21 protein-coding genes are annotated in these 22,719 nt (G+C 73.5%); 6 read left to right on the top strand and 15 right to left on the bottom strand.

Annotated features, from left to right (window positions below; genetic code table 11):
• Nucleotides 1-51: 51 nt before the first annotated feature.
• Nucleotides 52-936 (top strand): endonuclease/exonuclease/phosphatase family protein, encoded by an 885-nt coding sequence (locus I4I82_RS16585; RefSeq protein ID WP_218593141.1) that lies wholly within the window; start codon nucleotides 52-54, stop codon nucleotides 934-936.
• Between the two features lie 6 nt (nucleotides 937-942).
• Here the strand turns inward: I4I82_RS16585 and I4I82_RS16580 are convergent, their stop codons facing one another.
• From I4I82_RS16580 to exaC, 3 genes are all read right to left on the bottom strand, one after another.
• The gene (locus I4I82_RS16580) at nucleotides 943-1,536 is read right to left on the bottom strand and encodes an isochorismatase family protein (RefSeq protein WP_218593142.1); all 594 of its coding nucleotides are present in this window, start codon (nucleotides 1,534-1,536) and stop codon (nucleotides 943-945) included.
• Nucleotides 1,537-1,607: 71 nt separating this feature from the next.
• A complete protein-coding gene (locus I4I82_RS16575) occupies nucleotides 1,608-1,982 on the bottom strand; it encodes a DUF779 domain-containing protein (RefSeq protein ID WP_218593143.1) in 375 nt (124 codons plus the stop codon).
• Nucleotides 1,982-3,505 carry an acetaldehyde dehydrogenase ExaC gene (exaC, locus tag I4I82_RS16570; protein WP_218593144.1) on the bottom strand — a complete coding sequence of 508 codons (1,524 nt, stop codon included), beginning with the start codon at nucleotides 3,503-3,505 and terminating at the stop codon, nucleotides 1,982-1,984. The genes I4I82_RS16575 and exaC overlap by 1 nt, the downstream gene beginning before the upstream one ends.
• A gap of 155 nt (nucleotides 3,506-3,660) precedes the next feature.
• Here exaC and I4I82_RS16565 point away from each other — a divergent pair, with 155 nt between their 5' ends.
• Nucleotides 3,661-5,127: a GAF domain-containing protein gene (locus tag I4I82_RS16565; protein WP_218595846.1), complete on the top strand. Its 1,467-nt coding sequence runs from the start codon at nucleotides 3,661-3,663 to the stop codon at nucleotides 5,125-5,127.
• Between the two features lie 101 nt (nucleotides 5,128-5,228).
• Here the strand turns inward: I4I82_RS16565 and I4I82_RS16560 are convergent, their stop codons facing one another.
• Nucleotides 5,229-6,098: an alpha/beta fold hydrolase gene (locus tag I4I82_RS16560; RefSeq protein ID WP_218593424.1), complete on the bottom strand. Its 870-nt coding sequence runs from the start codon at nucleotides 6,096-6,098 to the stop codon at nucleotides 5,229-5,231.
• A 65-nt stretch (nucleotides 6,099-6,163) separates the two neighbouring features.
• On the opposite strand from I4I82_RS16560, the gene I4I82_RS16555 reads away from it, so the two are divergent.
• Nucleotides 6,164-6,859, top strand: coding sequence for a helix-turn-helix transcriptional regulator (locus I4I82_RS16555; RefSeq protein WP_218593425.1), 696 nt, complete (start codon nucleotides 6,164-6,166; stop codon nucleotides 6,857-6,859).
• A gap of 22 nt (nucleotides 6,860-6,881) precedes the next feature.
• On the opposite strand, the gene I4I82_RS16550 is transcribed toward I4I82_RS16555, so the two are convergent.
• The 5 genes from I4I82_RS16550 to lysS form a co-directional block, all read right to left on the bottom strand.
• The gene (locus I4I82_RS16550; RefSeq protein ID WP_218593426.1) at nucleotides 6,882-7,556 is read right to left on the bottom strand and encodes an alpha/beta fold hydrolase; all 675 of its coding nucleotides are present in this window, start codon (nucleotides 7,554-7,556) and stop codon (nucleotides 6,882-6,884) included.
• A 10-nt stretch (nucleotides 7,557-7,566) separates the two neighbouring features.
• Entirely contained in the window at nucleotides 7,567-8,571 is a 1,005-nt protein-coding gene (locus tag I4I82_RS16545) for a YihY/virulence factor BrkB family protein (RefSeq protein WP_218593427.1), read from the bottom strand.
• Nucleotides 8,572-8,684: 113 nt separating this feature from the next.
• Complete coding sequence (locus I4I82_RS16540; protein ID WP_218593428.1) at nucleotides 8,685-11,228, bottom strand: ATP-dependent Clp protease ATP-binding subunit; 2,544 nt, start codon at nucleotides 11,226-11,228, stop codon at nucleotides 8,685-8,687.
• A 152-nt stretch (nucleotides 11,229-11,380) separates the two neighbouring features.
• Entirely contained in the window at nucleotides 11,381-11,713 is a 333-nt protein-coding gene (locus tag I4I82_RS16535; RefSeq protein ID WP_218593429.1) for a histone-like nucleoid-structuring protein Lsr2, read from the bottom strand.
• A 90-nt stretch (nucleotides 11,714-11,803) separates the two neighbouring features.
• The gene (gene lysS / locus I4I82_RS16530) at nucleotides 11,804-13,258 is read right to left on the bottom strand and encodes a lysine--tRNA ligase (protein WP_218596492.1); all 1,455 of its coding nucleotides are present in this window, start codon (nucleotides 13,256-13,258) and stop codon (nucleotides 11,804-11,806) included.
• Between the two features lie 622 nt (nucleotides 13,259-13,880).
• Here lysS and I4I82_RS16525 point away from each other — a divergent pair.
• Nucleotides 13,881-14,618 carry a class I SAM-dependent methyltransferase gene (locus tag I4I82_RS16525; protein WP_226370092.1) on the top strand — a complete coding sequence of 246 codons (738 nt, stop codon included), beginning with the start codon at nucleotides 13,881-13,883 and terminating at the stop codon, nucleotides 14,616-14,618.
• Here the strand turns inward: I4I82_RS16525 and I4I82_RS16520 are convergent.
• From I4I82_RS16520 to I4I82_RS16495, 6 genes are all read right to left on the bottom strand, one after another.
• Nucleotides 14,534-15,382 carry a type III pantothenate kinase gene (locus I4I82_RS16520; protein ID WP_218593833.1) on the bottom strand — a complete coding sequence of 283 codons (849 nt, stop codon included), beginning with the start codon at nucleotides 15,380-15,382 and terminating at the stop codon, nucleotides 14,534-14,536. The genes I4I82_RS16525 and I4I82_RS16520 overlap by 85 nt on opposite strands.
• Nucleotides 15,383-15,385: 3 nt before the next feature.
• A complete protein-coding gene (gene panD / locus I4I82_RS16515; RefSeq protein ID WP_172156797.1) occupies nucleotides 15,386-15,793 on the bottom strand; it encodes an aspartate 1-decarboxylase in 408 nt (135 codons plus the stop codon).
• Nucleotides 15,794-15,803: 10 nt separating this feature from the next.
• Nucleotides 15,804-16,679, bottom strand: a complete 876-nt coding sequence (gene panC / locus I4I82_RS16510; RefSeq protein ID WP_218593832.1) for a pantoate--beta-alanine ligase — start codon at nucleotides 16,677-16,679, stop codon at nucleotides 15,804-15,806.
• Nucleotides 16,676-17,575 carry a Rossmann-like and DUF2520 domain-containing protein gene (locus I4I82_RS16505; protein WP_218593831.1) on the bottom strand — a complete coding sequence of 300 codons (900 nt, stop codon included), beginning with the start codon at nucleotides 17,573-17,575 and terminating at the stop codon, nucleotides 16,676-16,678. The genes panC and I4I82_RS16505 overlap by 4 nt, the downstream gene beginning before the upstream one ends.
• 212 nt (nucleotides 17,576-17,787) lie before the next feature.
• A complete protein-coding gene (locus tag I4I82_RS16500) occupies nucleotides 17,788-18,867 on the bottom strand; it encodes an inositol-3-phosphate synthase (protein WP_218593830.1) in 1,080 nt (359 codons plus the stop codon).
• Nucleotides 18,868-18,936: 69 nt separating this feature from the next.
• The gene (locus I4I82_RS16495) at nucleotides 18,937-19,509 is read right to left on the bottom strand and encodes a PadR family transcriptional regulator (protein ID WP_218593829.1); all 573 of its coding nucleotides are present in this window, start codon (nucleotides 19,507-19,509) and stop codon (nucleotides 18,937-18,939) included.
• 194 nt (nucleotides 19,510-19,703) lie between these two features.
• On the opposite strand from I4I82_RS16495, the gene I4I82_RS16490 reads away from it, so the two are divergent.
• Together I4I82_RS16490 and I4I82_RS16485 are read left to right on the top strand one after the other, a co-directional pair.
• A complete protein-coding gene (locus I4I82_RS16490; RefSeq protein ID WP_218593828.1) occupies nucleotides 19,704-20,099 on the top strand; it encodes a DUF5318 domain-containing protein in 396 nt (131 codons plus the stop codon).
• Between the two features lie 55 nt (nucleotides 20,100-20,154).
• Complete coding sequence (locus I4I82_RS16485; RefSeq protein WP_218595845.1) at nucleotides 20,155-22,695, top strand: transglycosylase domain-containing protein; 2,541 nt, start codon at nucleotides 20,155-20,157, stop codon at nucleotides 22,693-22,695.
• The last annotated feature ends 24 nt before the right edge of the window (nucleotides 22,696-22,719 follow it).

The raw sequence follows: 22,719 nt of genomic DNA, 5'->3' as shown, positions 1-22,719 counted from the left end.
CAGGAAGGAGTCGCCGGGGAACCGCCGGCGCGCCCGCGCCGTTGCGCGGGCATGAGGACCTCGTTCGTCGACCGCTTCCCGGCGGTGCTCCTGCTGGCCTGGCGCCCGCACCTGGCGGGGCTGCTGCTGGCGGCGGCGACCGGCGTCGCGGGGGCGGGGCTGGTGAGCCCGTCGCGCCGCCCGGTGCGTGGTCGCGCGGCCGCGGGGCTGCTCGCACTGGCCGTCGCCGTGCCCGCGGCGCTGCACCGGCGGCCCGCGCCGCGCCGGGACGCGGCGGCGTCGGACCTCGTGGTACTGGTCCTCAACGTGTGGCACGGGCGTGCCGACCCCGCGGAGCTCGCCGCGCTCGTGCGGCGCGAGCGCCCCGACCTCGTCGTGCTGCCCGAGGCCGCGCAGCCCTACCGCGACCGCGTGCTGCCGCTGGTCGCGGAGCTGGGCTACCGCGGCACGTCGTCGCTCGGGCCCGGGCGGCGCGACGGGTGGGGCGTCACCGTCCTGGCCGGGCCGCGGGCGGCCGGCGTCGTCATGGAGCCGGGGCACGCGCTGCGGCTGCCGCACGTCCGCGTCACCGGCGGGCTGCTCGGCGACCGGGCGCTCTACGCCGTGCACGCCACCGCCCCGGCCCGCCTGGGCGTCGTGCACGACTGGCGCCGCGACCTGCGCACCGCCGCGGCGTGGACGGCGGAGGGCGCGATCGTCGCGGGCGACCTGAACGCGACGGTCGACCACCGGCTGCTGCGCGCGGTCGGGCCCAGCGCGGGCCCGAGCGGCGCGGGCACGTGGCCGGCCCGGCTGCCGCGCTGGGCGGGCATCCGGATCGACCACGTGCTGCTGCCGCCGGGCGCGGAGGCGTCGGCGGCGTCGGTGCACGACGTCGCGGGCAGCGACCACCGGGCGGTGCTCGCCCGGCTGCACCTGGGCCGGGTCGACGGCTAGGGCGACCTAGTCGGGGATCTCCGTCTGCTCCTGCACCACGATCCCGAAGAGGTCGGCGACCGCCGCGAGACTGCTGGCCTGCAGCGCCGCCGCGGGCACCGTCGTCCCGTCGACGCCGGGCAGCGCGCGCGTGGCCGTCGCCGCCGCCACGACCGACGGGCTGTGGCCGAGGCTGAACGCGCCGCGGGCCGTCGAGTTGATGCACATGTGCGTCATGAACCCGGCGAGCACGAGGTTGCTGCCGGGGGCGAGCCGGTCGTTCAGGTCGGTGGCCGTGAACGAGTTCGGGTAGTTCTTGACGATCACCGCCTCGCCCTCGCGGGGCGCGACGCGGTCGATGATCGCGCCGATCTCCGCGCGCACGTCATAGGGCGATCCCTCGCCGGAGTCGTGCTGGATGTGGATGACCTGGATCCCCGCGGACCGGGCGCGGTCGAGCAGCGCGGCGGCCTCGTCGACGGCGGGCTGCACGTTCTCCAGCTCCATCACGCCGCGGGTGTAGGTGTTCTGCAGGTCGACCATGACGAGCGTCGACTGGGCGAGGCTCGCCGGGACCGCTGGCAGCCCGGACAGGGTGCGCAGGGTCGTGGGGTCGGACATCGTCGTCGTTCCTCTCGTTCGCGGGGCACGACGGGGCCCGGACCGGACGGTCCGGGCCCCGGCGCCCATCGTCACACGCCGTTGAGCTCGCGGGACTCCTCGTCGGTGAACAGCCGCGACCGGATCAGGAACCGGACGCCCTCGGGCGCCTCGACCGAGAACCCGCTGCCCCGACCGGGCACCACGTCGACGGTGAGGTGCGTGTGCTTCCAGTACTCGTACTGCGACTGCGACATGTGGAACCCGATCGGTCGCTCCAGCCCCTCGACGACGAGGTCGCCGAGGTGGACGTCGGAGCCGCCGAGCCGGAAGTCGCCGTCCGGGTAGCACATCGGGGCGCTCCCGTCGCAGCACCCGCCGGACTGGTGGAACATCAGCGGCCCGTGGACCGCCGTCAGCCGGACCAGCAGCTCGGCCGCCGCCGGGGCCAGGGCCACCCGCTCCATCAGAAGAAGCCCTGGGCGTTCTGCGAGTAGCTGACCAGCAGGTTCTTCGTGTTCTGGTAGTGGTCCAGCATCATCTTGTGGTTCTCGCGCCCCACGCCGGACTGCTTGTAGCCGCCGAACGCCGCGTGCGCGGGGTAGGCGTGGTAGTTGTTCACCCAGACCCGGCCGGCCTGGATGTCGCGGCCCGCGCGGTAGGCGGTGCTGCCGTCGCGCGACCAGACCGCCGCGCCGAGGCCGTACAGCGTGTCGTTCGCCGTCCGGATGGCGTCGTCGTAGTCGGAGAAGCGGGCCACCGACACGACCGGTCCGAAGATCTCCTCCTGGAACACGCGCATCGAGTTGTCGCCCTCGAAGACGGTCGGCTGGACGTAGTAGCCGCCCGACAGGTCGCCGCCGAGGTCGGCGCGCTCGCCGCCGGTGAGGACCTTCGCGCCCTCCTGCCGGCCGATGTCGATGTAGGACAGGATCTTCTCGAGCTGGTCGTTCGACGCCTGGGCGCCGATCATCGTGTCCGTGTCGAGCGGGTTGCCCTGCTTGATCTGCTCGGTGCGCTTCACCGCGTCCTGGAGGAAGTCGGTGTAGATGCCCCCCTGGATCAGCGCGCGCGAGGGGCAGGTGCAGACCTCGCCCTGGTTGAGGGCGAACATCGCGAAGCCCTCGAGGCACTTGTCGTAGAAGCTGTCGTTCTGCGAGGCGATGTCGTCGAAGAAGACGTTGGGGCTCTTGCCGCCCAGCTCCAGCGTCACCGGGATCAGGTTCTCCGACGCGTACTGCATGATGAGCCGGCCGGTGGTGGTCTCCCCGGTGAAGGCGATCTTGCGGATGCGCTTGTTGGACGCCAGCGGCTTGCCCGCCTCCACGCCGAAGCCGTTGACGATGTTCAGCACGCCCGCGGGCAGCAGGTCCGCGATGAGCTCGTTGAGCACGTGGATGGACGCCGGGGTCTGCTCGGCGGGCTTGAGCACGACGCAGTTTCCGGCCGCCAGCGCCGGGGCCAGCTTCCAGATCGCCATGAGGATCGGGAAGTTCCACGGGATGATCTGCCCGACGACGCCGAGCGGCTCGTGGAAGTGGTAGGCGACGGTGTCCTGGTCGATCTGCGAGATGCCCCCCTCCTGCGCGCGGATCGCCCCGGCGAAGTAGCGCAGGTGGTCGATCGCGAGCGGGATGTCGGCGGCCAGGGTCTCGCGGCAGGCCTTGCCGTTCTCCCAGCTCTCCGCGATGGCGATGAGCTCGAGGTTCGCCTCGATGCGGTCGGCCATCCTGTTGAGGATGTTCGCGCGCTCGGTGACCGACGTCCTCCCCCACGCATCGGCTGCGCCCCAGGCGGCGTCGAGGGCGAGCTCGACGTCCTCGTGGGTGCTGCGGGCGACCTCGGTGAAGTTCTGCCCGGTGATCGGCGTCGGGTTCTCGAAGTACTGGCCCTTGACGGGCACGACGTACTCCCCGCCGATGAAGTTCTCGTAGCGGGACTGGAAGGTGACGACACTGCCGTCGGTGCCCGGGGCCGCGTACTGGGTCATGGGATGTCCTCCACGTCGTCGTGAGCCTGGTGATGGCGGACACTAGGAAGGCAGGGGTTGCAACGAGGTTGCACGCAGATGCGGGCACGTGGACCTGACCCAACCGCCAGTGCGATCCTGACCCAGGGTTGCCTTGGTTGCCCTCCGGGCGGACGATGAGCGCCGTGACGGTCGTCGACCACACCCAGCACGCCCGTGCGCTCGCCCGGGCGCGCGAGGCGGTGCTCGCCGGTGACGACGCCGCGGTACCGCCGCGCGAGCTCGTCTCGGAGTCCTGGCGGCGCTCGCTCGCCGCGCGGATCGACCCCGAGGCCGGGGTGCCGCGCCACGTCTACTCGCGCGACGAGGTCGGCGGCATCCGCGGCGGGCACCCGCTGGCCGCCGTGCTGCCGGTGCTGCGCGACACGCTCGTCGCCATCGCCGACGAGGCGATGCACATGATGATCGTGACCGACGCCCAGGGACACATCCTGTGGCGCGAGGGCCAGCGCGACGTGCTGCACCGCGCCGAGCACGTCGGGCTCGTCGAGGGCACGCGGTGGACCGAGGACAGCGTCGGCACCAACGCCATGGGCACCGCGCTCGCCGCCGACCGCGCGGTGCAGATCCACTCGGCCGAGCACCTGGTGCGGGCGTACCACAGCTGGACCTGCGCGGCCTGCCCCGTGCACGACCCCGACACCGGTGAGGTGATCGGTGCGGTCGACGTCACGGGGCCGGCGCGCACGTTCCACCCGACCACGCTCGCACTCGTCGTCGCGGCGGCGCGGCTGGCGGAGAGCCACCTGGCCGCGCAGCTCGCCGTGCGCAACGAGCGCCTGCTCGCCCGCAACCTCACCCACCTCGTCGGGCTGCGCGACGAGCCGGGCGCGCTGCTCACCCCGAGCGGCCGGGTGCTGGCGGCGCAGCCCCACGGCTGGCTGCCGTCGCGGGTGGCGCTGCCCGCCGTCGGCGACCGCGTGGCTCTCGGCGAGGCCGGGGAGGGCGTGCTGGAGCAGCTCGCCGAGGGCTGGCTGATGCGGCTGCACCGCGCCGGCTCGACGCCGCGGCCGGTGCTGTCGCTGCCCTTCCTCGGGGCGACGCGCGCCCTGGCCTGCCTCGACGGCGGGCACGTGCGGCTGACGCTGCGCCACGCCGAGGTGCTGACGCTGCTCGCCCTGCACCCCGACGGGCTCACCGCCGACGAGCTCGCCACCGCCCTGCACGGCGACGCGGGCAAGACCGTCACGGTGCGCGCGGAGGTGCACCGGCTGCGGGTCGCGCTCGGCGCGGGCATCCTGCGCACCCAGCCCTACCGGCTGCGGGCGCGCGTCGACGCCGACTTCGTCGACGTCCGGTCGCTGCTGGCCGCGGGCGACGTCCGCGGTGCCGCGCGGGCCTACCGCGGCCCCCTGCTCCCCCGCTCCGAGGCGCCCGGCGTGCGGGAGGAGCGTGAGCTGCTGGCCGTGGCCCTGCGGCGGGCGGTGCTCGACAGCCGGGACGTCGACGCGATGTGGGCGCTGTCCGAGACCGCCGACGGGGGCGACGACCCCGAGCTCTCGCAGCGCCTGCTCCGGGCCCTTCCCCCGCGCGACCCCCGCCGCCCCGTGCTGACGGCGCGCCTGACGATCACGGCGCCCTGACGTCGCAGCGAGACCCCGACACGGTCGCCGCAAGAGCCCGACTCGCGGGCTTCCTGATCCCCCACCCCGCGAGTCGGGGTCCCGTTGCGCGCGAGTCGGGGTCAGCCCGCCAGGTGGGCCAGCGCCCGGGCCCAGAACGGGACCACCACCAGGTGCCCCACCTCCGGCACCACCTCCAGCTCCGCCGACGGCAGCACCTTCGCCCACCACGTCCCGTGCTCCGGGCCCACCGCGGCGTCGGCCGCGCCGTAGCCCAGCAGCACCGGCGCCCGCACGTCGGCGGGGTCGAAGCCCCACGGCGCGAGCGTGTAGCCGCCCACCTCCGCTGCCATGCCGGCCGCCCCCGGGCGCAGCGCCTCCTCCACCATCGCCCGCAACCGGTCGGTGACGCCGGGACCCGCGAGAGTCGCCGCGTCCGCCTCCCCGTCGACGACGAGCGAGAGCCGCGCGTCGCCCGTCACGTGCTCGAGCATCGGGCCGAACGCCCCGTCCAGCGCCGCGCGGGCCTCGGCCTCGGGCAGCCCGCGCATCGGGTCGATCAGCGCCGCCTGCTCGCCGTACCAGGGCACCTCCTCGTCGGGCGCCGGCGTCGCGACCACGGCGACGCGGCCCGCCAGCTCCGGCCGGTGCGCCGCCAGCGCCAGCACCACGCGCCCGCCGGCCGACCAGCCCGCGAGCCCGGCCGTGGCGCCGTGCGGCAGGACCTCGTCGAGCACGGCGGCGGCGTCGGCGGCGGCCGCGTCGACGGTCAGCAGCCCGGGCACCGGGTCCGACCCGCCGTAGCCCGGGCGGTCGGGCGCGATCAGCCGGACGCCCGCGGCGGTGGTCGCGGCCGGGTCGGGGTCGAACGCGCCGGAGCCGGGCGCGGCGTGGGAGAGCAGGACGACGGGCGCTCCGGCCGGGGCGTCGGGGGTGAGCTCGTGGACCGCGACGCGGCGGCCGCCGGGACGCTGCAGGTTCCAGGTGGTCATGGGACCAGCGTGGACGGGGGTCGGTGACACCGTGGTGTCACCGTTTCTGGGGCATCCTCGACGACGTGAACCGCACCGAGCGCCTGTACGCGATAGCCGAGGAGCTGCGCGCCGCCGGGCCGGCCGGGCGGACGGGGTCGTGGCTCGCGCAGCGGCTGGAGGTCTCGACACGGACGATCAAGCGGGACGTCGACGCGCTGCTGCAGGCCGGGCTGCCGCTGTGGACCCAGAGCGGCCCGGGCGGCGGCTACGTCCTCGACGGCGCCACCCTGCCCCCGCTGAACCTCACCGGTGCCGAGGCCGCCGCGATCGCCGTCGCGCTGGCCGCGCTGCCGGCGCTCCCGTTCGCCGTCGACGGTCGCAGCGCGCTGAGCAAGGTCCTCGCCGCGATGCCGGAGGCGGAGCGGGAGCGGGCGGAGTCGATCGCGGGGCGGCTGTGGCTGCGCGTGCCCGAGGAGGCACCGCGCCCGGCCGTCGCCCGCGTCCTCGACGAGGCGGTGCGGCGCCGGCTCGTCACCGTCCTGCGCTTCGCCGACCGGAACGGGACCGTCACCGAGCGGGCCGTCGAGCCGGCGGCACTGGCGGCGACCGGCGGGCGCTGGCACCTGCTGGCGTGGTGCCGGCTGCGGCAGGGGCCGCGCTGGTTCCGCACCGACCGCATCCTCGCCGCCCACCTGACGTCCGAGCCGGCGCCCGAGCACGACCCGGCGACGGTCTTCGGCACCCCGCCCGACGACGCGCGCCCGGTGCGGCTGCGCTGAGCGGCTGCGCTGTCGGACCGGTTCAGCGCAGCAGCAGGTCGGCCAGCTCGACGGGCCTGCTGAGCGCGAGCAGGTGCCCGCCGGGCAGCTCCTCCACCGGGACGCCGAGCCGCTCGGCCACCACCCGCTGCTGGAACTCCAGGGGGAAGAACCGGTCGTCGCGGCCCTGCAGGAAGCGGGTGGGCACGTCGGGCCAGGCGTCGAGCGGCCACGGGAGCGCGAACGGCGTGCCCGACTGCTGCGGTCCGCCCCGGCGCACCGCCTCCGCCGTGACGTCGGCGGGGACGTCGTGGAAGAACGCGTCGAGCAGATCGGGGTCGTCCTCCAAGCGGCGCCCGTCGCTCTCGGCCCGGGCGGTCCGCGCCTGCTCGAAGCCGGTGTTCTCCCACCACTCGCCCGGCGTCTCCCCCGGCCGCGGCGTCATGGCGTTGAGCAGCACGAGCCCGGCGGCGCCGAGGCGCTCGCACGCCAGGACCGCCGTGAGCGCCCCCATCGACTGCCCGACCACGACCGGGGCCGGGTACCCGGCCGCCGCGGCCACCACGACGTCGACGTACTCGGCGAGCCCGGCCGTCTCGTCGGAGCCGGGGAGGTCGACGGCCACCGCGGTGTGCCCGCGCCGCTCCAGCTCGGGCACCAGCCGGTGCCAGTACCAGGCCTCGCCGCCCGCTCCGGGGACCAGCACGAAGACCGTCATCGGACCTCCTTCAGCGCGCCGGCGAGCCGGGGTGCTCGTCGAGCTGGTCGGGGATGCCGTCGTCGTCGCTGTCGAGCAGCAGCGGGTCGGGCACCCCGGCCCGCACCGCCTCCAGCTGCGCGGCCAGCGCGATGCCGGCCAGCAGCGCGATGCCCGTGATGTTGGCCCAGATCAGCAGGGCCATGATCGCCGTCAACGGGCCGTAGGTCTCACCGAACCCGGCCGCGGCCACGACGTAGAGCGCGAGCAGCCCCGACCCCATCAGCCACGCCAGCACCGTGACCCCGGCGCCGACGGCGAGCCACGTGAGTCCGGGCTGCTTGCGGCGCGGGGCCTGGCGGAACAGCAGGGTGACGGCGACGACGAGCGCGGCCAGCCCGATCGGCCAGCGCACGACGTCCCACACGGTCTCCGCGGCGTCGCCCCAGTGGTAGACCTCCTCCAGCGCCTCCCCGAACGGCTCACCCGCGACGATCAGCAGCAGCCCGAACGCCATCGCCACCCCCGCCGTGGCCGTGAGCAGCGCGGCGTGGCCGTACTTGCGCAGGGCGGGGCGGTCGCGCTTGGTGCCGTAGATCCGGTTGGCGCCGCGCTCGAGCTGGGCGAACGCCGACGTGGCCGCGACGAACGCGGTGATCAGGCCGAGCACCACGACGACCTCGCCGCGGTCGCTGCCCTCCTCGCCCCCGCCGCCCTCGACGACCTCGGTGAGCAGGGCGTCGCTGCTGCCCGGGGAGAGCGCGACGACCGTGCGCGCCACGACCTCGGCGATCGACTCCGCGCCCAGCGCCGTGGCCAGCCCCGCGCCGGCGATCACCAGCGGCACCGCGGCCAGCGCGAGCTGCAGCGCGAACGCGCGGGCGTGGCTGAAGCCGTCGCCGTAGCGGAAGCGCAGGAAGGCGCCCTGCACGAGGTGCGGCAGCCCGTAGCGCCGGACGGTGTGCCAGGCGTCGTCGGCCGAGAGCTCCTCGCCCGACATCAGCTCCGTCTCGGGGACGGCGCGCACGGAACTCACCGGGCGAATCTAGCGCGCCGCACCGGCCCCGGACGCCGAACGGCCCGCCGGGACCGGAGTCCTGGCGGGCCGCTCGGGTGTCCTGCGCCGAGGCGCGGGGCTGGGTCCAGACGTCACTCCTCGCCGGACTTGGCGAGGTCGACCGGCGGGGAGTCGGGGACCATGACGGGCTTGGGCTCACCGCGGAAGGTGAACACGGCCTTGTCGTCGGCGGCCTTCGAGTCCTCGGCCTCGGGGTCGATGCCCTCGACGTCGACGAGCACGATCTGCCCGGGCGAGATCTCGCCGAACAGGATCTTCTCCGACAGCTGGTCCTCGATCTCGCGCTGGATGGTGCGGCGCAGCGGCCGCGCACCCAGCACCGGGTCGAAGCCGCGGCGGGCCAGCAGGCCCTTGGCGGCCGGGGTGAGCTCGATGGCCATGTCCTTGTTGGCCAGCGCACCCTCGACACGGGTGATCATGAGGTCGACCATCGTGATGATCTGCTGCTCGGTGAGCTGGTGGAACACCACGATGTCGTCGATGCGGTTGAGGAACTCCGGGCGGAAGTGCTTCTTCAGCTCGTCGTTGACCTTCGACTTCATCCGCTCGTAGTTGGACTGCTCGTCGTTGGTCTGGGCGAAGCCCAGGCCGACCGCCTTCGAGATGTCCTGCGTGCCGAGGTTCGACGTGAAGATGATGACGGTGTTCTTGAAGTCGACCGTGCGGCCCTGGCCGTCGGTCAGGCGACCGTCCTCCAGCACCTGCAGGAGCGTGTTGTAGATCTCCTGGTGCGCCTTCTCGATCTCGTCGAACAGCACCACCGAGAACGGCTTGCGACGCACCTTCTCCGTCAGCTGGCCGCCCTCCTCGTAGCCCACGTACCCGGGAGGGGCACCGAAGAGCCGCGAGGCGGTGTAGCGGTCGTGGAACTCACCCATGTCGATCTGGATGAGGGCGTCGTCCTCGCCGAACAGGAAGTTGGCGAGCGCCTTCGACAGCTCGGTCTTACCGACGCCGGACGGGCCGGCGAAGATGAACGAGCCCGAGGGCCGCTTCGGGTCCTTCAGGCCGGCGCGCGTGCGGCGGATCGCCTTCGCGACCGACTTGACGGCCTCCTCCTGCCCGATGATCCGCTTGTGGAGCTCGTCCTCCATCTTGAGGAGACGGGTGGTCTCCTCCTCGGTGAGCTTGAAGACGGGGATGCCGGTCCAGTTCGCGAGGACCTCGGCGATCTGCTCCTCGTCGACCTCGGCGACGACGTCGAGGTCGCCCGACTTCCACTGCTTCTCCCGCTCGCCCTTCTGGGCCAGGAGCTGCTTCTCGGAGTCGCGCAGGTGCGCGGCCCGCTCGAAGTCCTGCGCGTCGATCGCCGACTCCTTGTCGCGACGGACTCCTGCGATCTTCTCGTCGAACTCGCGCAGGTCCGGCGGCGCGGTCATCCGGCGGATGCGCATCCGGGCGCCGGCCTCGTCGATCAGGTCGATCGCCTTGTCCGGCAGGAAGCGGTCGGAGATGTAGCGGTCGGCCAGCGTGGCCGCCGACACCAGCGCACCGTCGGTGATGGTGACGCGGTGGTGCGACTCGTACCGGTCGCGCAGACCCTTGAGGATCTCGATGGTGTGCGTGACGGTCGGCTCGCCCACCTGGATCGGCTGGAAGCGGCGCTCCAGCGCGGGGTCCTTCTCGACGTACTTGCGGTACTCGTCGAGCGTGGTGGCACCGATCGTCTGCAGCTCGCCACGGGCCAGCATCGGCTTGAGGATCGAGGCCGCGTCGATCGCGCCCTCGGCCGCGCCCGCCCCGACGAGGGTGTGGATCTCGTCGATGAACAGGATGATGTCGCCGCGCGTGCGGATCTCCTTGAGCACCTTCTTCAGGCGCTCCTCGAAGTCACCGCGATAGCGGGAACCGGCGACCAGCGAGCCCAGGTCGAGCGTGTAGAGCTGCTTGTCCTTGAGGGTCTCGGGGACCTCGCCCTTGATGATGTTCTGGGCCAGGCCCTCGACGGCGGCGGTCTTGCCGACGCCCGCCTCACCGATCAGGACGGGGTTGTTCTTGGTCCTCCGGGAGAGGACCTGCATGATGCGCTCGATCTCCTTCTCCCGGCCGATGACCGGGTCCAGCTTGCCCTCGCGGGCCTGCTGGGTGAGGTTGCGACCGAACTGGTCGAGCACCAGCGACGAGCTGGGCGTGCCCTCGCCACGGCCACCGGAGGCGCCCTCGGCGGGCTCCTTGCCCTGGTAGCCGGAGAGCAGCTGCAGGACCTGCTGGCGGACGCGGTTGAGATCCGCCCCCAGCTTGACCAGCACCTGCGCCGCGACGCCCTCGCCCTCGCGGATCAGGCCGAGCAGGATGTGCTCGGTGCCGATGTAGTTGTGGCCGAGCTGGAGCGCCTCGCGCAGCGAGAGCTCCAGGACCTTCTTGGCCCGCGGCGTGAACGGGATGTGCCCGCTCGGTGCCTGCTGGCCCTGGCCGATGATCTCCTCGACCTGCTGCCGGACGCCCTCCAGGGCGATCCCGAGGGACTCCAGGGCCTTGGCGGCCACTCCCTCGCCCTCGTGGATGAGGCCGAGGAGGATGTGCTCGGTGCCGATGTAGTTGTGGTTGAGCATCCGGGCCTCTTCTTGGGCCAGGACGACAACACGCCTTGCTCGGTCGGTGAACCTCTCGAACATTTCGTCTCCTCGCCTGCTGCGCCGTGCTTCGCGCCTACGCCACTGTATCGGGCGGGCCCGGGTGCGCGCCTCTGTTGCGAGCCCCACGTACGTGGTCGTCGCAACATGCGACGGTCACGCGGCATTCCGTGCGGGTCCCCGCGCGGGCGGGCTCAGTTCTCCCGGTGGTACGCCTCGAGCACCTCGGACGGGATCCGGCCGCGGTCGGAGAGCTTCATCCCGCGCGAGCGGGCCCACTCGCGGATGGCCTGGTTCTGCTCGCGGTCGACGACCGGGCGGCGCGGTGCGGCCGACGCGCGCCGCGTACGGCCGGCGGTCTTCCGCGCGGAGGCGACGAACTCCGCGAGCGCGTCGCGCAACCGCGCCGCGTTGTCGGCGGAGAGGTCGATCTCGTACGCCTTGCCGTCGATCGCGAACTCGACGGTCTCGTCCGCGGCCCTCCCGTCGAGATCGTCGACGAGCCGCACTTCCTTGATCTGCGCCACCAGTTTCTCCGATATCCGTCGTCGTGCCGGCGCACGCGCCGTCCACCGACAACCTACCCGCCGGTGCGCAGATCCCGGAAACGCACCGACCTATTCGGGGCGCACCAACGGGTAGAGGATCGTCTCACGAATGCCGGCACCGGTGAGCGTCATCAGCAACCGGTCCATCCCCATTCCCATACCGCCCGTGGGGGGCATTCCGTACTCCATCGCCCGCAGGAAGTCCTCGTCGAGCTGCATCGCCTCGGGATCGCCCGCGGCGGCCATCAGTGACTGCGCGGTGAGCCGTTCCCGCTGCACGACGGGATCGACGAGCTCGGAGTACGCGGTGGCCAGCTCGGTGCCGAAGACGATGAGGTCCCAGGCCTCGGCCAGGCGCGGGTCGTCGCGGTGCTGCCTGGTCAGAGGCCGGACCTCGACCGGGTAGTCGCGCACGAACGTCGGCTCGACGAGGGTGTGCTCGACGAGCTTCTCGAACAGTTCCAGCACGATCTCGCCGGCGCCCCAGGAATCCTTGATCTCGACCTCGCGATCGGCCGCGATCTTCTGCAGTTCCGCCACGGAGGTGTCCGGGTCCACATCTGTACCGACGGCCTCGGACACCGCATCGTGCAGCGTCACCGAACGCCACTCACCGCCGAGATCGTGTTCCGACCCGTCCGCGTGACGGACGACCGGGGAGCCGAACACGGCGCGTGCGCTCTCGACCACCAACTGCTGCGTGAGGCGCGCCATGTCGTCATAGGTGGCGTAGGCCTGGTACGCCTCCAGCATCGCGAACTCGGGCGAGTGCGTGGAGTCGATCCCCTCGTTCCGGAAGTTTCGGTTGATCTCGAAGACGCGCTCGATCCCGCCGACGACACAGCGCTTGAGGAACAGCTCCGGCGCGATGCGCAGGTACAGGTCCGTGTCGAGCGCGTTCGCGTGTGTGACGAACGGCCGGGCGGTCGCGCCGCCGTGCTGCAGCTGCAGCATCGGGGTCTCCACCTCGACGAAGGAGGCGTCGTGCAGGACCGAGCGGACGGTGCGCACGACCTCGGCGCGGGTGCGGACCATCTCGCGGGCCTGCGGGCGGACGATGAGGTCGACGTAGCGCTGGCGGACCCGCGTCTCCTCCGACAGCTCGCGGTGCGCCACCGGCAGCGGCCGTACGGCCTTCGACGTCATCGCCCAGCTGTCGGCCATCACGGACAGCTCGCCGCGCCGGGACGTCGCGACCTCGCCGTGGACGAACACGTGGTCGCCCAGGTCGACGGTGGTCTTCCAGCGCCCCAGCTCCTCCTCGCCGACGAGCGCCAGGCTCAGCATCGCCTGCAGCTCGGTGCCGTCGCCCTCGCGCAGGGTGGCGAAGCAGAGCTTGCCGGTGTTGCGCAGGAAGATCACCCGACCGGTGACGCCCACCCGCTCGCCGGTGGCGGTGTCCGGGGGGAGGTCGGGGTGGGCGTCGCGGACCTGGCGCAGGCTCCTCGTGCGCTCGACCGCGACCGGGTAGGGGTCGACGCCGGCGGCCAGCATCTCGGCGCGCTTGGCCCGGCGCACCCGCATCTGCTCGGGCAGCTCGTTCTCGGGGGCGTCAGGCGCGTCGGTGCTCACCCGCCAAGGCTAATGAGCGGCCGCACGCGAGTTCCCGCCCGCCCCGGGTGCCGGGATGCGTGCGCGTGGCCGGGACGGGAGCGGTGCACGTCGCTCGTTCGACGGCGGGGGGGCGTGTCGGTCCGGCAACCCGCCGACCAAGGGGACATGGTCGCCAGTCGATGACCGACCACGACCATCCGCCCTTGATCAGCGGGCGGTGGGGGTGGCGCTGGGCGGTGGGGGGCGGCAGCGGCGGTGGGGGCAGCGCCGGGCGATCGGGGCAGCGCAGGGCGGATGGGCAGCACCGAGTGGCCGGGCGGCACCGAGTGGCCGGGCGGCACTGGGCGGCCGGGCAGCGCGGCGCTCGTCCTGCGCGCGTTCCCGGATGCCGCGCGCGTTCCGAGGTCCTGCGCGCCCCCGGGAGCGCGCGGGAGCATGTTCTGCGCGCGGGAGACTCGGGGCCCGCCACCGCGCCCGCGCCCGCGCCCGCGCCACAGTGCAGCAAGGCCACCTCGTGGACGGTTCCCGACAGCAGGGTGGTCTTCCTGCAACGCCGGTGACGCCCGCCCCGGCCGCCGCTACCGTCGGGTCCGTGACCCCCCGGGCCCGCCTCTTCGGCACCGTCGCCACCGCCTACGCCGAGCACCGGCCGGGCTACCCGGCGGCCGCCGCCGCCTGGGCGCTGGAGCCCGTCGCCGACCGGGCCGGGCTGCACGTCCTCGACCTGGGCGCCGGCACCGGCAAGCTCACCGAGGCGGTGCTCCGCCACGCCGAGGTCACCGCCGTCGACCCGGACCCGGCGATGCTCGTCGAGCTGCGCGCCCGCGTCCCACGCGCCCGGGCGGCGGCCGGCACGGCCGAGGGGATCCCGCTGCCCGGTGCCTCGGTGGACGCGGTGGTCTGCGGCCAGGCGTGGCACTGGTTCGACCTGCCGCGGGCGCTTCCGGAGATCGTGCGGGTGCTGCGCCCGGGTGGGGTGCTGGCCGTCGTCCGCAACGACGAGGATCCCGACAACCGGCTGATGAACGAGTTCCTCGACGCCGACGCCCTCTCCGCGCGGGAGGGTGGGCACGACCACGGTTGGACCCCGCCGTCGCACGAGGCGTTCGGCGCGGTCGAGCGGCGGCGCTTCCCGAACCCGCATCCCACCGACGTCGACTCCACGATCGCCCGGCTCGGCACCTTCTCCTGGCTGCTCGCCGCGGACCCCGGCGAGCGCGGCGCGTTCGAGCGCCGCCTCCGGGCCTACCTCGCGGGCCACCCGGAGACCGCGTCGGGGGAGTTCGTGCTGCCGCTGGTGACCACGGTGCTGCGGGCGTTGCGCAGGTAGGTCAGGCGCAGCCCGACCAGCGTCAGGTCGGGCACGTACACGGTGATCGTGTCGGAGACCCCGGTCATCAGCGGCGCGAGCCCGCCGGTGCCGAGCACCGTCACCGGGCCCGCCTTCGGGCCGAGCTCGGCCAGGATGCGGCGCACCAGCCCGTCGACCTGGCCGGCGAAGCCGTAGAGCACGCCGGACTGCAGGCACTCCACGGTGTTCTTGCCGATCACCGAGCGGGGCGCCACGAACTCGACGGTGCGGAGCGCGGCCGCGCGGCTGGCCAGTGCGTCCATCGAGATCTCGATGCCGGGCGCGAGCGCGCCGCCCAGGAACTCACCCTTCGCCGAGACGACGTCGATGTTCGTCGACGTCCCGAAGTCGACGACCACGCACGCCGTGCCGAACATGCGGTGCGCCGCGAGCGTGTTCATCACGCGGTCGGCCCCGACCTCGCGCGGGTTGTCGACCATCAGCGGCACCCCGGTGCGCACCCCCGGCCCGACGACGACGGCCGGGTCGCCGCGGCGGGCGATCAGCATCCGCAGCTCGCGGAGCAGGCTCGGGACGGTCGAGAGCGCCGCGATGCCGGTGACGTCGGCGGAGCGGCGGCCGAGCAGCGCACCGAACGCGACCTCCAGCTCGTCGCCGGTCATCCGCGGGTCGGTGCGCATCCGCCAGTCACGGACCAGCGACGGGCGCACCTCGTCGGGATCGGAGTCGGGGTAGAGGCCGAGCGCGATCTGGGTGTTGCCGACGTCGACGCAGAGCAGCACGTCCTACGCCGCCCCGGACAGCAGCCCGGACCCCTCCGGCGCGTGCGCGGGGTCCGACCCCAGCTCCACGACGCGGTTGTCCCCGTCGACGAACACGACCCGCGGTGCGTACGCGGCCACCTCGGCCTCGTCGAGCTGGCCGTAGGCGATGAGGATGACGAGGTCGCCGGGGTGCACGAGGTGCGCGGCGGCGCCGTTGATGCCGATGACGCCGCTCCCGCGCGCGCCCGGGATCACGTAGGTCTCCAGGCGGGCGCCGTTGGTGATGTCGACGATCGCCACCTGCTCGCCCTCCAGCAGGCCGGCGGCGTCCATCAGGTCGCGGTCGACGGTCACCGAGCCGACGTAGTGCAGGTCGGCCTGCGTCACCGTCGCGCGATGGATCTTGGACGTCATCATCGTGCGGAGCATCGTCGCCCTCCTACAGCTGGATGGTGGTGTTGTCGATCAGGCGGGTGGTGCCGAGCCGGGCCGCGACGAGCAGGCGGGCCTTGCCCTGCTGGACGTCCGGGCGCAGGTCGGGGTCGCGCAGTTCGAGGTAGTCGACGTCGAGCGCGGGCTCGGCGTCGAGGACCTCTCGGGCCGCGTCGAGCACGGCCTGCGGGCCGCGCGCCGACACCGACGCCCCGGCCCGCAGCGCCCGCTGCAGCGCGGCGGCGCGCGGGCGGTCGGCCTCGGAGAGGTAGGCGTTGCGGCTGGAGAGGGCCAGGCCGTCGGGCTCGCGGACGGTCGGGACGCCGACGACGTCGAGCGGGAAGTCGAGGTCGCGCGCCATCTTCCTCACCAGCACGAGCTGCTGGTAGTCCTTCTCCCCGAAGTAGGCGACGTCGGGCCCGACGAGGTGGAACAGCTTCGCCACGACAGTCAGTACGCCCGCGAAGTGCCCGGGGCGGACCGCGCCCTCCAGCACCGAGCCCAGCGGCCCGGGCACGACCGTCGTGTCGGCACCCTCGGGGTACATGTCCTCGACGCCCGGGGTGAGGACGAGCTCGACGCCCTCCTCGCGGCACATCTCCAGGTCGGCCTCGAGCGGTCGCGGGTAGCGCTGCAGGTCCTCGCCCGGGGCGAACTGCAGCGGGTTCACGAAGATCGACACGACGGTGACCGACGCGCCCTTCGCCAGCCGCGCGTGTCGGATGAGCTCGCGGTGCCCCTCGTGCAGGGCGCCCATCGTCGCCACGAACGCGATGCGGCGCCCGGCCACCCGCAGCGTGCGGGTGACGGCGCGCAGCGCGGCCGGGTCGGCGTGCACGGTGAGCTGCCCGGGGGTGAAAGCCCGCGGCTTCCTGGTCGTCACTCGTCCTCCGTGAGGGTGCGCAGGACCTCCTGCGCGGCGTGGTCGGGGAGCAGCCCGGCCGCCTGCGCGCGGTGCGCGGTGCGGGTGGCGAGGGCGCGGTAGGTGCGGGCGAGGTCGGGGTCGACGGCGTCGAGCTCGCGCAGGTGGACCGCGACGGTGCCGGCGTCGCCGCGCGCGACCGGCCCGGTGAGCGCGCGGTCGCCGTGGCGCAGCGCGTTGTCCAGGGCCGCCGACAGCAGGGGCGCGATGAGGCGCTCGGCCGGGCGGACGCCGGCGCGGTCGAGCAGGTCGGCGCAGTCGCGCACGAGCGTGACCAGGTGGTTCGCGCCGTGGGCGAGCGCGGCGTGGTAGAGCGGGCGGACCCCCTCGGGCACCCGGACCGGCTCCGCCCCCATCTCGACGACGAGCGCCTCGCCGACGCTCCAGCCGGCCTCGTCGCCCTCGGTCGCGGTGACGCCGACGCACGCCCCGCCCAGGCGGACGACGTCCTCGGCGCGGCCGGTGAACGTCAGCACGGGGTGCAGCGCGAGCGGCAGGACGCCCTCCGCGGCGGCGGGCGCGAGCACGCCCACGCCGTGCGCCCCGGAGGTGTGGACGACGATCTGGCCGGGGCGGAAGCAGCCGGCGGCGGCGAGCCCTCGGACGAGGCCGGGCAGCACGTCGTCGGGGACGGCGAGCAGCGCGAGGTCGGCACCCGTGACGACCTGGTCGGGCGCGGCCAGCGGCACACCCGGCAGCAGGGCGTCGGCCCGCTTCACCGACTCGCGCGACACCCCGGACGTGGCGACGACGTGGTGGCCCGCCGCGGCCAGCGCCGCCCCCAGGACCGCGCCCACCCGCCCGGCGGAGACCACTCCGACGGCGAGCCGCGCAGGACGGCCGGCAGCCATGCCCATCTCCTCGCACCCGTTCCGGTCCCGCTGGGCGGGTACCGGTCGTGCCGCCCGCGTCGGCGGCGAGCACAGGCTAGACGGGGCGGACGGCGGGCGACGAGCGGCGGTGACGGGCTTCACCGGACCGGGGACCGCCACCCCGACACGGACGCAGCGAGACCCCGACTCGCGGGGGGAAACCCGCGAGTCGGGGTCTCGTGGTGACCGTGTCGGTGTCAGTCGTCCCGGTCGCCCCGGATGAACGCCTCGACCGCATCGCGCGCCACGTCGTCGCCGTACTGCTCGGGCGGGGACTTCATGAAGTAGCTGCTCGCCGACAGGATCGGGCCGCCGATGCCGCGGTCCATCGCGAGCTTCGCGGCGCGCACGGCGTCGATGATGATGCCGGCGGAGTTGGGCGAGTCCCAGACCTCGAGCTTGTACTCCAGGCTCAGCGGCACGTCGCCGAACGCGCGGCCCTCGAGCCGGACGTAGGCCCACTTGCGGTCGTCGAGCCACGCCACGTAGTCCGACGGGCCGATGTGCACGTTGTCCCTGCCGAGATCGCGGTCGACCTGGCTGGTGACCGACTGCGTCTTGGAGACCTTCTTGCTCTCCAGCCGCTCGAGCTCCTTCATGTTCAGGAAGTCCATGTTCCCGCCCACGTTGAGCTGCATCGTGCGGTCGAGCTGCACGCCGCGGTCCTCGAACAGCTTCGCCAGCACGCGGTGGGTGATGGTGGCGCCGACCTGGCTCTTGATGTCGTCGCCGACGATCGGGACGCCTGCGGCGCGGAACTTCTCGGCCCACACCGGGTCGGAGGCGATGAACACCGGCAGCGCGTTGACGAAGCCGACGCCCGCGTCGATCGCGGCCTGCGCGTAGAAGCGGTCGGCCGCCTCGCTGCCCACGGGGAGGTAGGACACCAGCACGTCGGCGCGGACGTCGCGCAGCACCTGCGCGACGTCGACCGGCGACTCGTCGGACTCGGTGATCGTCTCGCGGTAGAACCGGCCCAGCCCGTCGAGGGTGTGGCCGCGCTGCACCGGGACGTCCAGGGGCGGCACGTCGGCGATCTTGATCGTGTTGTTCTCGCTGGCGGCGATGGCCTCGGAGAGGTCGCGGCCGACCTTCTTGGCGTCGACGTCGAACGCGGCGACGAACTCGATGTCGCGGACGTGGTACCCGCCGAAGTCGACGTGCATCAGACCGGGGACGCGCTGCGTCGGGTCGGCGTCGGCGTAGTACTGGACGCCCTGCACGAGGGACGCGGCGCAGTTGCCGACGCCGACGATGGCGACTCGAACCTGACTCATGGTCGGCTCCTTCTCACTGGGTCGAACACACTGGGTCGAACACACTGGGTCGATCACTGGGTCGAACACTCACTGGTCATCGGTCCGGTCGTGCGCGCCGGGGGCGTCGCGGAGCTCGGCCCGCTCGCTCTCGATCAGCTCGTTGAGCCAGCGCACCTCGCGCTCGGACGAGTCGAGCCCGAGCTGGTGCAGCTCGCGGGTGTAGCGGTCGATCTCGGCGCTGGCCCGCGACAGCGCGGAGCGCAGGCCCTCCCGGCGCTCCTCGACGGCGCGGCGGCGGCCCTCGAGGATCCGCATCCGGGCCTCGGCCGGGGTGCGGGAGAAGAAGGCCAGGTGGACGCCGAAGCTCTCGTCGTCCCACGACTGGGGGCCGGACTCGGACAGCATCTCCGCGAAGCGCTCCTTGCCCTCCGCGGTGATGCGGTAGACGCGCCTGCTCCGCCGCGACCACGTGCCGGTCTCCGGCTCGGGCGCGGTGTCCTCGACGATCAGCCCGGCGCGGGTGAGCCGGCGCAGCGCCGGGTAGAGCGAGCCGTAGGAGAACAGCCGGAACCCGCCCAGCCGGACGCCGAGCTGCTTGCGCAGCTCGTAGCCGTGCACGGGGGCCTCGTGGAGCAGACCGAGGATCGCCAGCTCCAGCAACCCGGACCCCCTCCCGACACGCGGCACCGCGGGCGGCGCCCGCAGCGATGTACCGCCCCACCATATCGCTCCGATACATCTGCGCGACGTGTCGAGACCTCCGTCACCCTCGAGCGGACGACCACCGGACCGCGCACCGCGCGGTGACCGGGCGTTCTCCCCGCCCCGTCGGACACCCCGCGTACCCTGACCGGGTGCGCACCCAGCGACAGGTGGTCGACTACGCGTTGCAGCGCCGGGCGCTGCTCGCCGACGTCCACGCCGGACGCGTCGCGACGGCGTCGGTCTGCGACGCGAGCCCCTACCTGCTGCGGGCCGCCCGGTTCCACGGCGAGCAGACCGACCAGACGTGCCCGGTCTGCCGCAAGGAGAACCTCACGCTGGTGTCGTGGATCTTCGGCGACTCCCTGAAGCACGCGTCGGGATCCGCGCGCAAGCCGGCCGAGCTCGACGAGCTGGCCGAGCGCTACGACGACTTCTCCGTCTACGTCGTCGAGGTCTGCCGGACGTGCAGCTGGAACCACCTGGTCCTGTCCTACGCACTGGGCACCGGGACCCCGACCAAGCGACGCCGGACCGCGGCCGAGTGAGCTCCCCACACTCGCGACGCGGGCACCGGACACCCCCGATCCACAGGAGCCACTGGTGACCGACCAGCGCGACCACCGTCCCGGCGGGGGCCCCCGCCCCGGCGGCACGGACCTGCCACCCGGTCGCCGGCCGGGTCCGCCCTTCCCCCCGCCGCCCCCGCAGTACCGCGGACCCGGCCCGCAGCAGCAGCGACCGCCCGGCTTCGGCCCGCCGCAGGGCCCCGGTCCCCGCCAGGGCGGCCCGGCACCGCAGCCGCCCGGCCGGGTGCCCCCGCAGCGCATCCAGCCCCGGCCCCCGGGGGCCCCGACCCCCGAGGAGCGCGGCCCGTACCGCTCGGGCGACATGCCGCTGCTCACCCACGAGGAGACCGCCTCGGCCGCGGTCGCCCGCAACCACGCCGTCGCGCTGGCGGAGCGACCGGAGACCGGGCGTCCCGAGCGCCGGAACCCCGCCCCGCGCCGCCGCGGCGTCTGGGCGCGCGTGCGCCGCGCGATCTACGTCCTGCTCGGCCTGATGATCCTGGGCCCGGTCCTCGCGTTCGTCGTCGGCTGGATGATCTTCCCGGTGCCGTCGCCCGACGAACTCGCCGTCGACCAGGTCTCGCAGTTCACCTTCGCCGACGGATCGCCGCTGGCCACCGTGCGCCCCGAGGGCGTCAACCGTCGCGTCGTGCTGCTCGACGAGATCCCCGAGCCGGTCCGCGACGCCGTGCTGGCAGCGGAGAACCGGTCGTTCTACAGCGACCCCGGCTTCGACATCACCGGCATCCTGCGCGCGGTCTACAACCAGCTCACCGGCGGCGTCGGCGGCGGTTCGACGATCACGCAGCAGTACGTCAAGGTGATCACCGGGGAGGACGACTTCTCGCTGGTCCGCAAGTACAAGGAGGTCGTGCTCGCGGTCAAGATCACCCGTGAGCAGACCAAGGACGAGATCCTCGAGAACTACCTGAACGTCATCTACATGGGCCGCAGTTCCTACGGCATCCAGGCGGCCAGCCAGTCGTTCTTCGGCAAGGACGTGGGAGACCTGACGGTCTCCGAGGGCGCGATGCTCGCCGGCATGATCCAGGCGCCCTCGCGCTGGGACCCGGCGGAGGACCTCGAGGGCTCGCAGCGGCGCTGGACCTACGTCATGGACCAGATGGTCGACGCGCAGTTCATCACCCCGCAGGAGCGCGCCACCGACGTGTTCCCGACGAACTGGCTCCCCGAGGCCCCCGCGGTCGAGGGCATCCCGGCCGACGACCGCGGCCACATCTACGCGCGTGCGCGCGACGAGGTGATCGCCCGCGGCATCGTCACCGAGGGCGAGTTCAACACCGAGGGCCTGACGGTCACCACCACCGTCGATCCGGCCCGGCAGGTCGAGGCCGTCGAGGCCGTCAAGGACCAGCTCGAGGGGCAGGACCCCGACCTGCGCACCGCGCTCGTCTCGATCGACCCGCGCACCGGCGCCGTCCAGGCCTACTACGGCGGCAGCGACGGCCAGGGCACCGACTACGCGGGGCAGGGCCTGCGCCCTCCGGGCTCGTCGTTCAAGCCGTTCGTGCTGGCCGCGGCGATGGCCGCCGACCCGTCGATCGGCCTGGGCAGCACCTACGACGGCTCGTCCGGGCAGACGCTCGCCGGCACGGTCGTCGACAACTCCGAGGGCTTCGACTGCGCCCGCTGCACGATCCAGACGGCCATGACCCGGTCGATCAACACGATCTTCTACCGGCTCGGCCTAGACGCCGGCCCGCAGCGCGTCATCGACACCGCGCACGCGCTGGGCATCCCGGAGACCGAGGTCACCGAGGCCCGCGGCGGCGTGTCGCTCGGCGACCAGGACGTCCACCCGATCGACATGGCCTCGGCCTACGCCACGCTCGCCGCGGGCGGGGTCTACCACGAGCCGTTCCTGGTCTCGCGCGTCACGGCGGCCGACGGCCGCGTGCTCTACGAGCGCGCCGAGAGCGCCGGCGAGCAGCGGATCGACCCGCAGATCGCGCGCAACGTCACCGAGTCGATGCTCGACGTCGCCAGCACCTCGCGGATCGGCCTGTCCGGCGGCCGCGTCGTCGCCGGCAAGACCGGCACCCAGCAGCACCCGACGATCGACCGCCAGAACAAGGACGCGTGGATGGTCGGCTACACGCCGTCCCTGGCCACCGCCGTGTGGGTGGGCACCGACACCAGCAAGCCGATCCAGACCGCGGGCGGCTCGCCGATCTACGGCCGGATGATCCCCGGCTCGATCTGGCAGAGCTACATGAACGGCGCGCTGCGCGGCGTCCCGAACGAGGCGTTCCCGCCGTTCGTGGCCCTGGGCGCCCCGCCCGCGGCCGAGCCGACCGCGAGCAACGACTCCGGGGACGAGAGCTCCGGGGACGAGAGCTCCGACAGCGGCGACGGGGACGGGGACGGGGACGGGGACGACGGCTCCGACCCCGGTTCCGGGTCGGACTCGGGATCCGGTTCCGGGGACAACGACGGCGGGAACGGCGACAACGGCAACGGCAACGGCGGGGACGACGACAACGGGAACGGCGACAACGGCAACGGCAACGGCAACGGCGGGGACAACGACAGCAGCAGCGACTCGGGCGAGTGAGCGATCCCGACCTCGCGTCCCGGC

It is taken from the genome of Pseudonocardia oceani, from assembly GCF_019263585.2.
GTDB classification, from domain to species: domain Bacteria; phylum Actinomycetota; class Actinomycetes; order Mycobacteriales; family Pseudonocardiaceae; genus Pseudonocardia; species Pseudonocardia oceani.
The sequence above is the reverse complement of the archived record's forward strand: the minus strand, read 5'-3'. Positions and strand labels throughout refer to the sequence as shown.

Coding starts and splice junctions, on each gene's coding strand:
- I4I82_RS16585 (WP_218593141.1), top strand. CDS start 52: ATGAGGACCTCGTTCGTCGACCGCTTCCCGGCGGTGCTCCTGCTGGCC.
- I4I82_RS16580 (WP_218593142.1), bottom strand. CDS start 1,536: ATGTCCGACCCCACGACCCTGCGCACCCTGTCCGGGCTGCCAGCGGTC.
- I4I82_RS16575 (WP_218593143.1), bottom strand. CDS start 1,982: ATGGAGCGGGTGGCCCTGGCCCCGGCGGCGGCCGAGCTGCTGGTCCGG.
- exaC (WP_218593144.1), bottom strand. CDS start 3,505: ATGACCCAGTACGCGGCCCCGGGCACCGACGGCAGTGTCGTCACCTTC.
- I4I82_RS16565 (WP_218595846.1), top strand. CDS start 3,661: ATGAGCGCCGTGACGGTCGTCGACCACACCCAGCACGCCCGTGCGCTC.
- I4I82_RS16560 (WP_218593424.1), bottom strand. CDS start 6,098: ATGACCACCTGGAACCTGCAGCGTCCCGGCGGCCGCCGCGTCGCGGTC.
- I4I82_RS16550 (WP_218593426.1), bottom strand. CDS start 7,556: ATGACGGTCTTCGTGCTGGTCCCCGGAGCGGGCGGCGAGGCCTGGTAC.
- I4I82_RS16540 (WP_218593428.1), bottom strand. CDS start 11,228: ATGTTCGAGAGGTTCACCGACCGAGCAAGGCGTGTTGTCGTCCTGGCC.
- lysS (WP_218596492.1), bottom strand. CDS start 13,258: ATGCGGGTGCGCCGGGCCAAGCGCGCCGAGATGCTGGCCGCCGGCGTC.
- panD (WP_172156797.1), bottom strand. CDS start 15,793: ATGCTCCGCACGATGATGACGTCCAAGATCCATCGCGCGACGGTGACG.
- I4I82_RS16505 (WP_218593831.1), bottom strand. CDS start 17,575: ATGGGCATGGCTGCCGGCCGTCCTGCGCGGCTCGCCGTCGGAGTGGTC.
- I4I82_RS16500 (WP_218593830.1), bottom strand. CDS start 18,867: ATGAGTCAGGTTCGAGTCGCCATCGTCGGCGTCGGCAACTGCGCCGCG.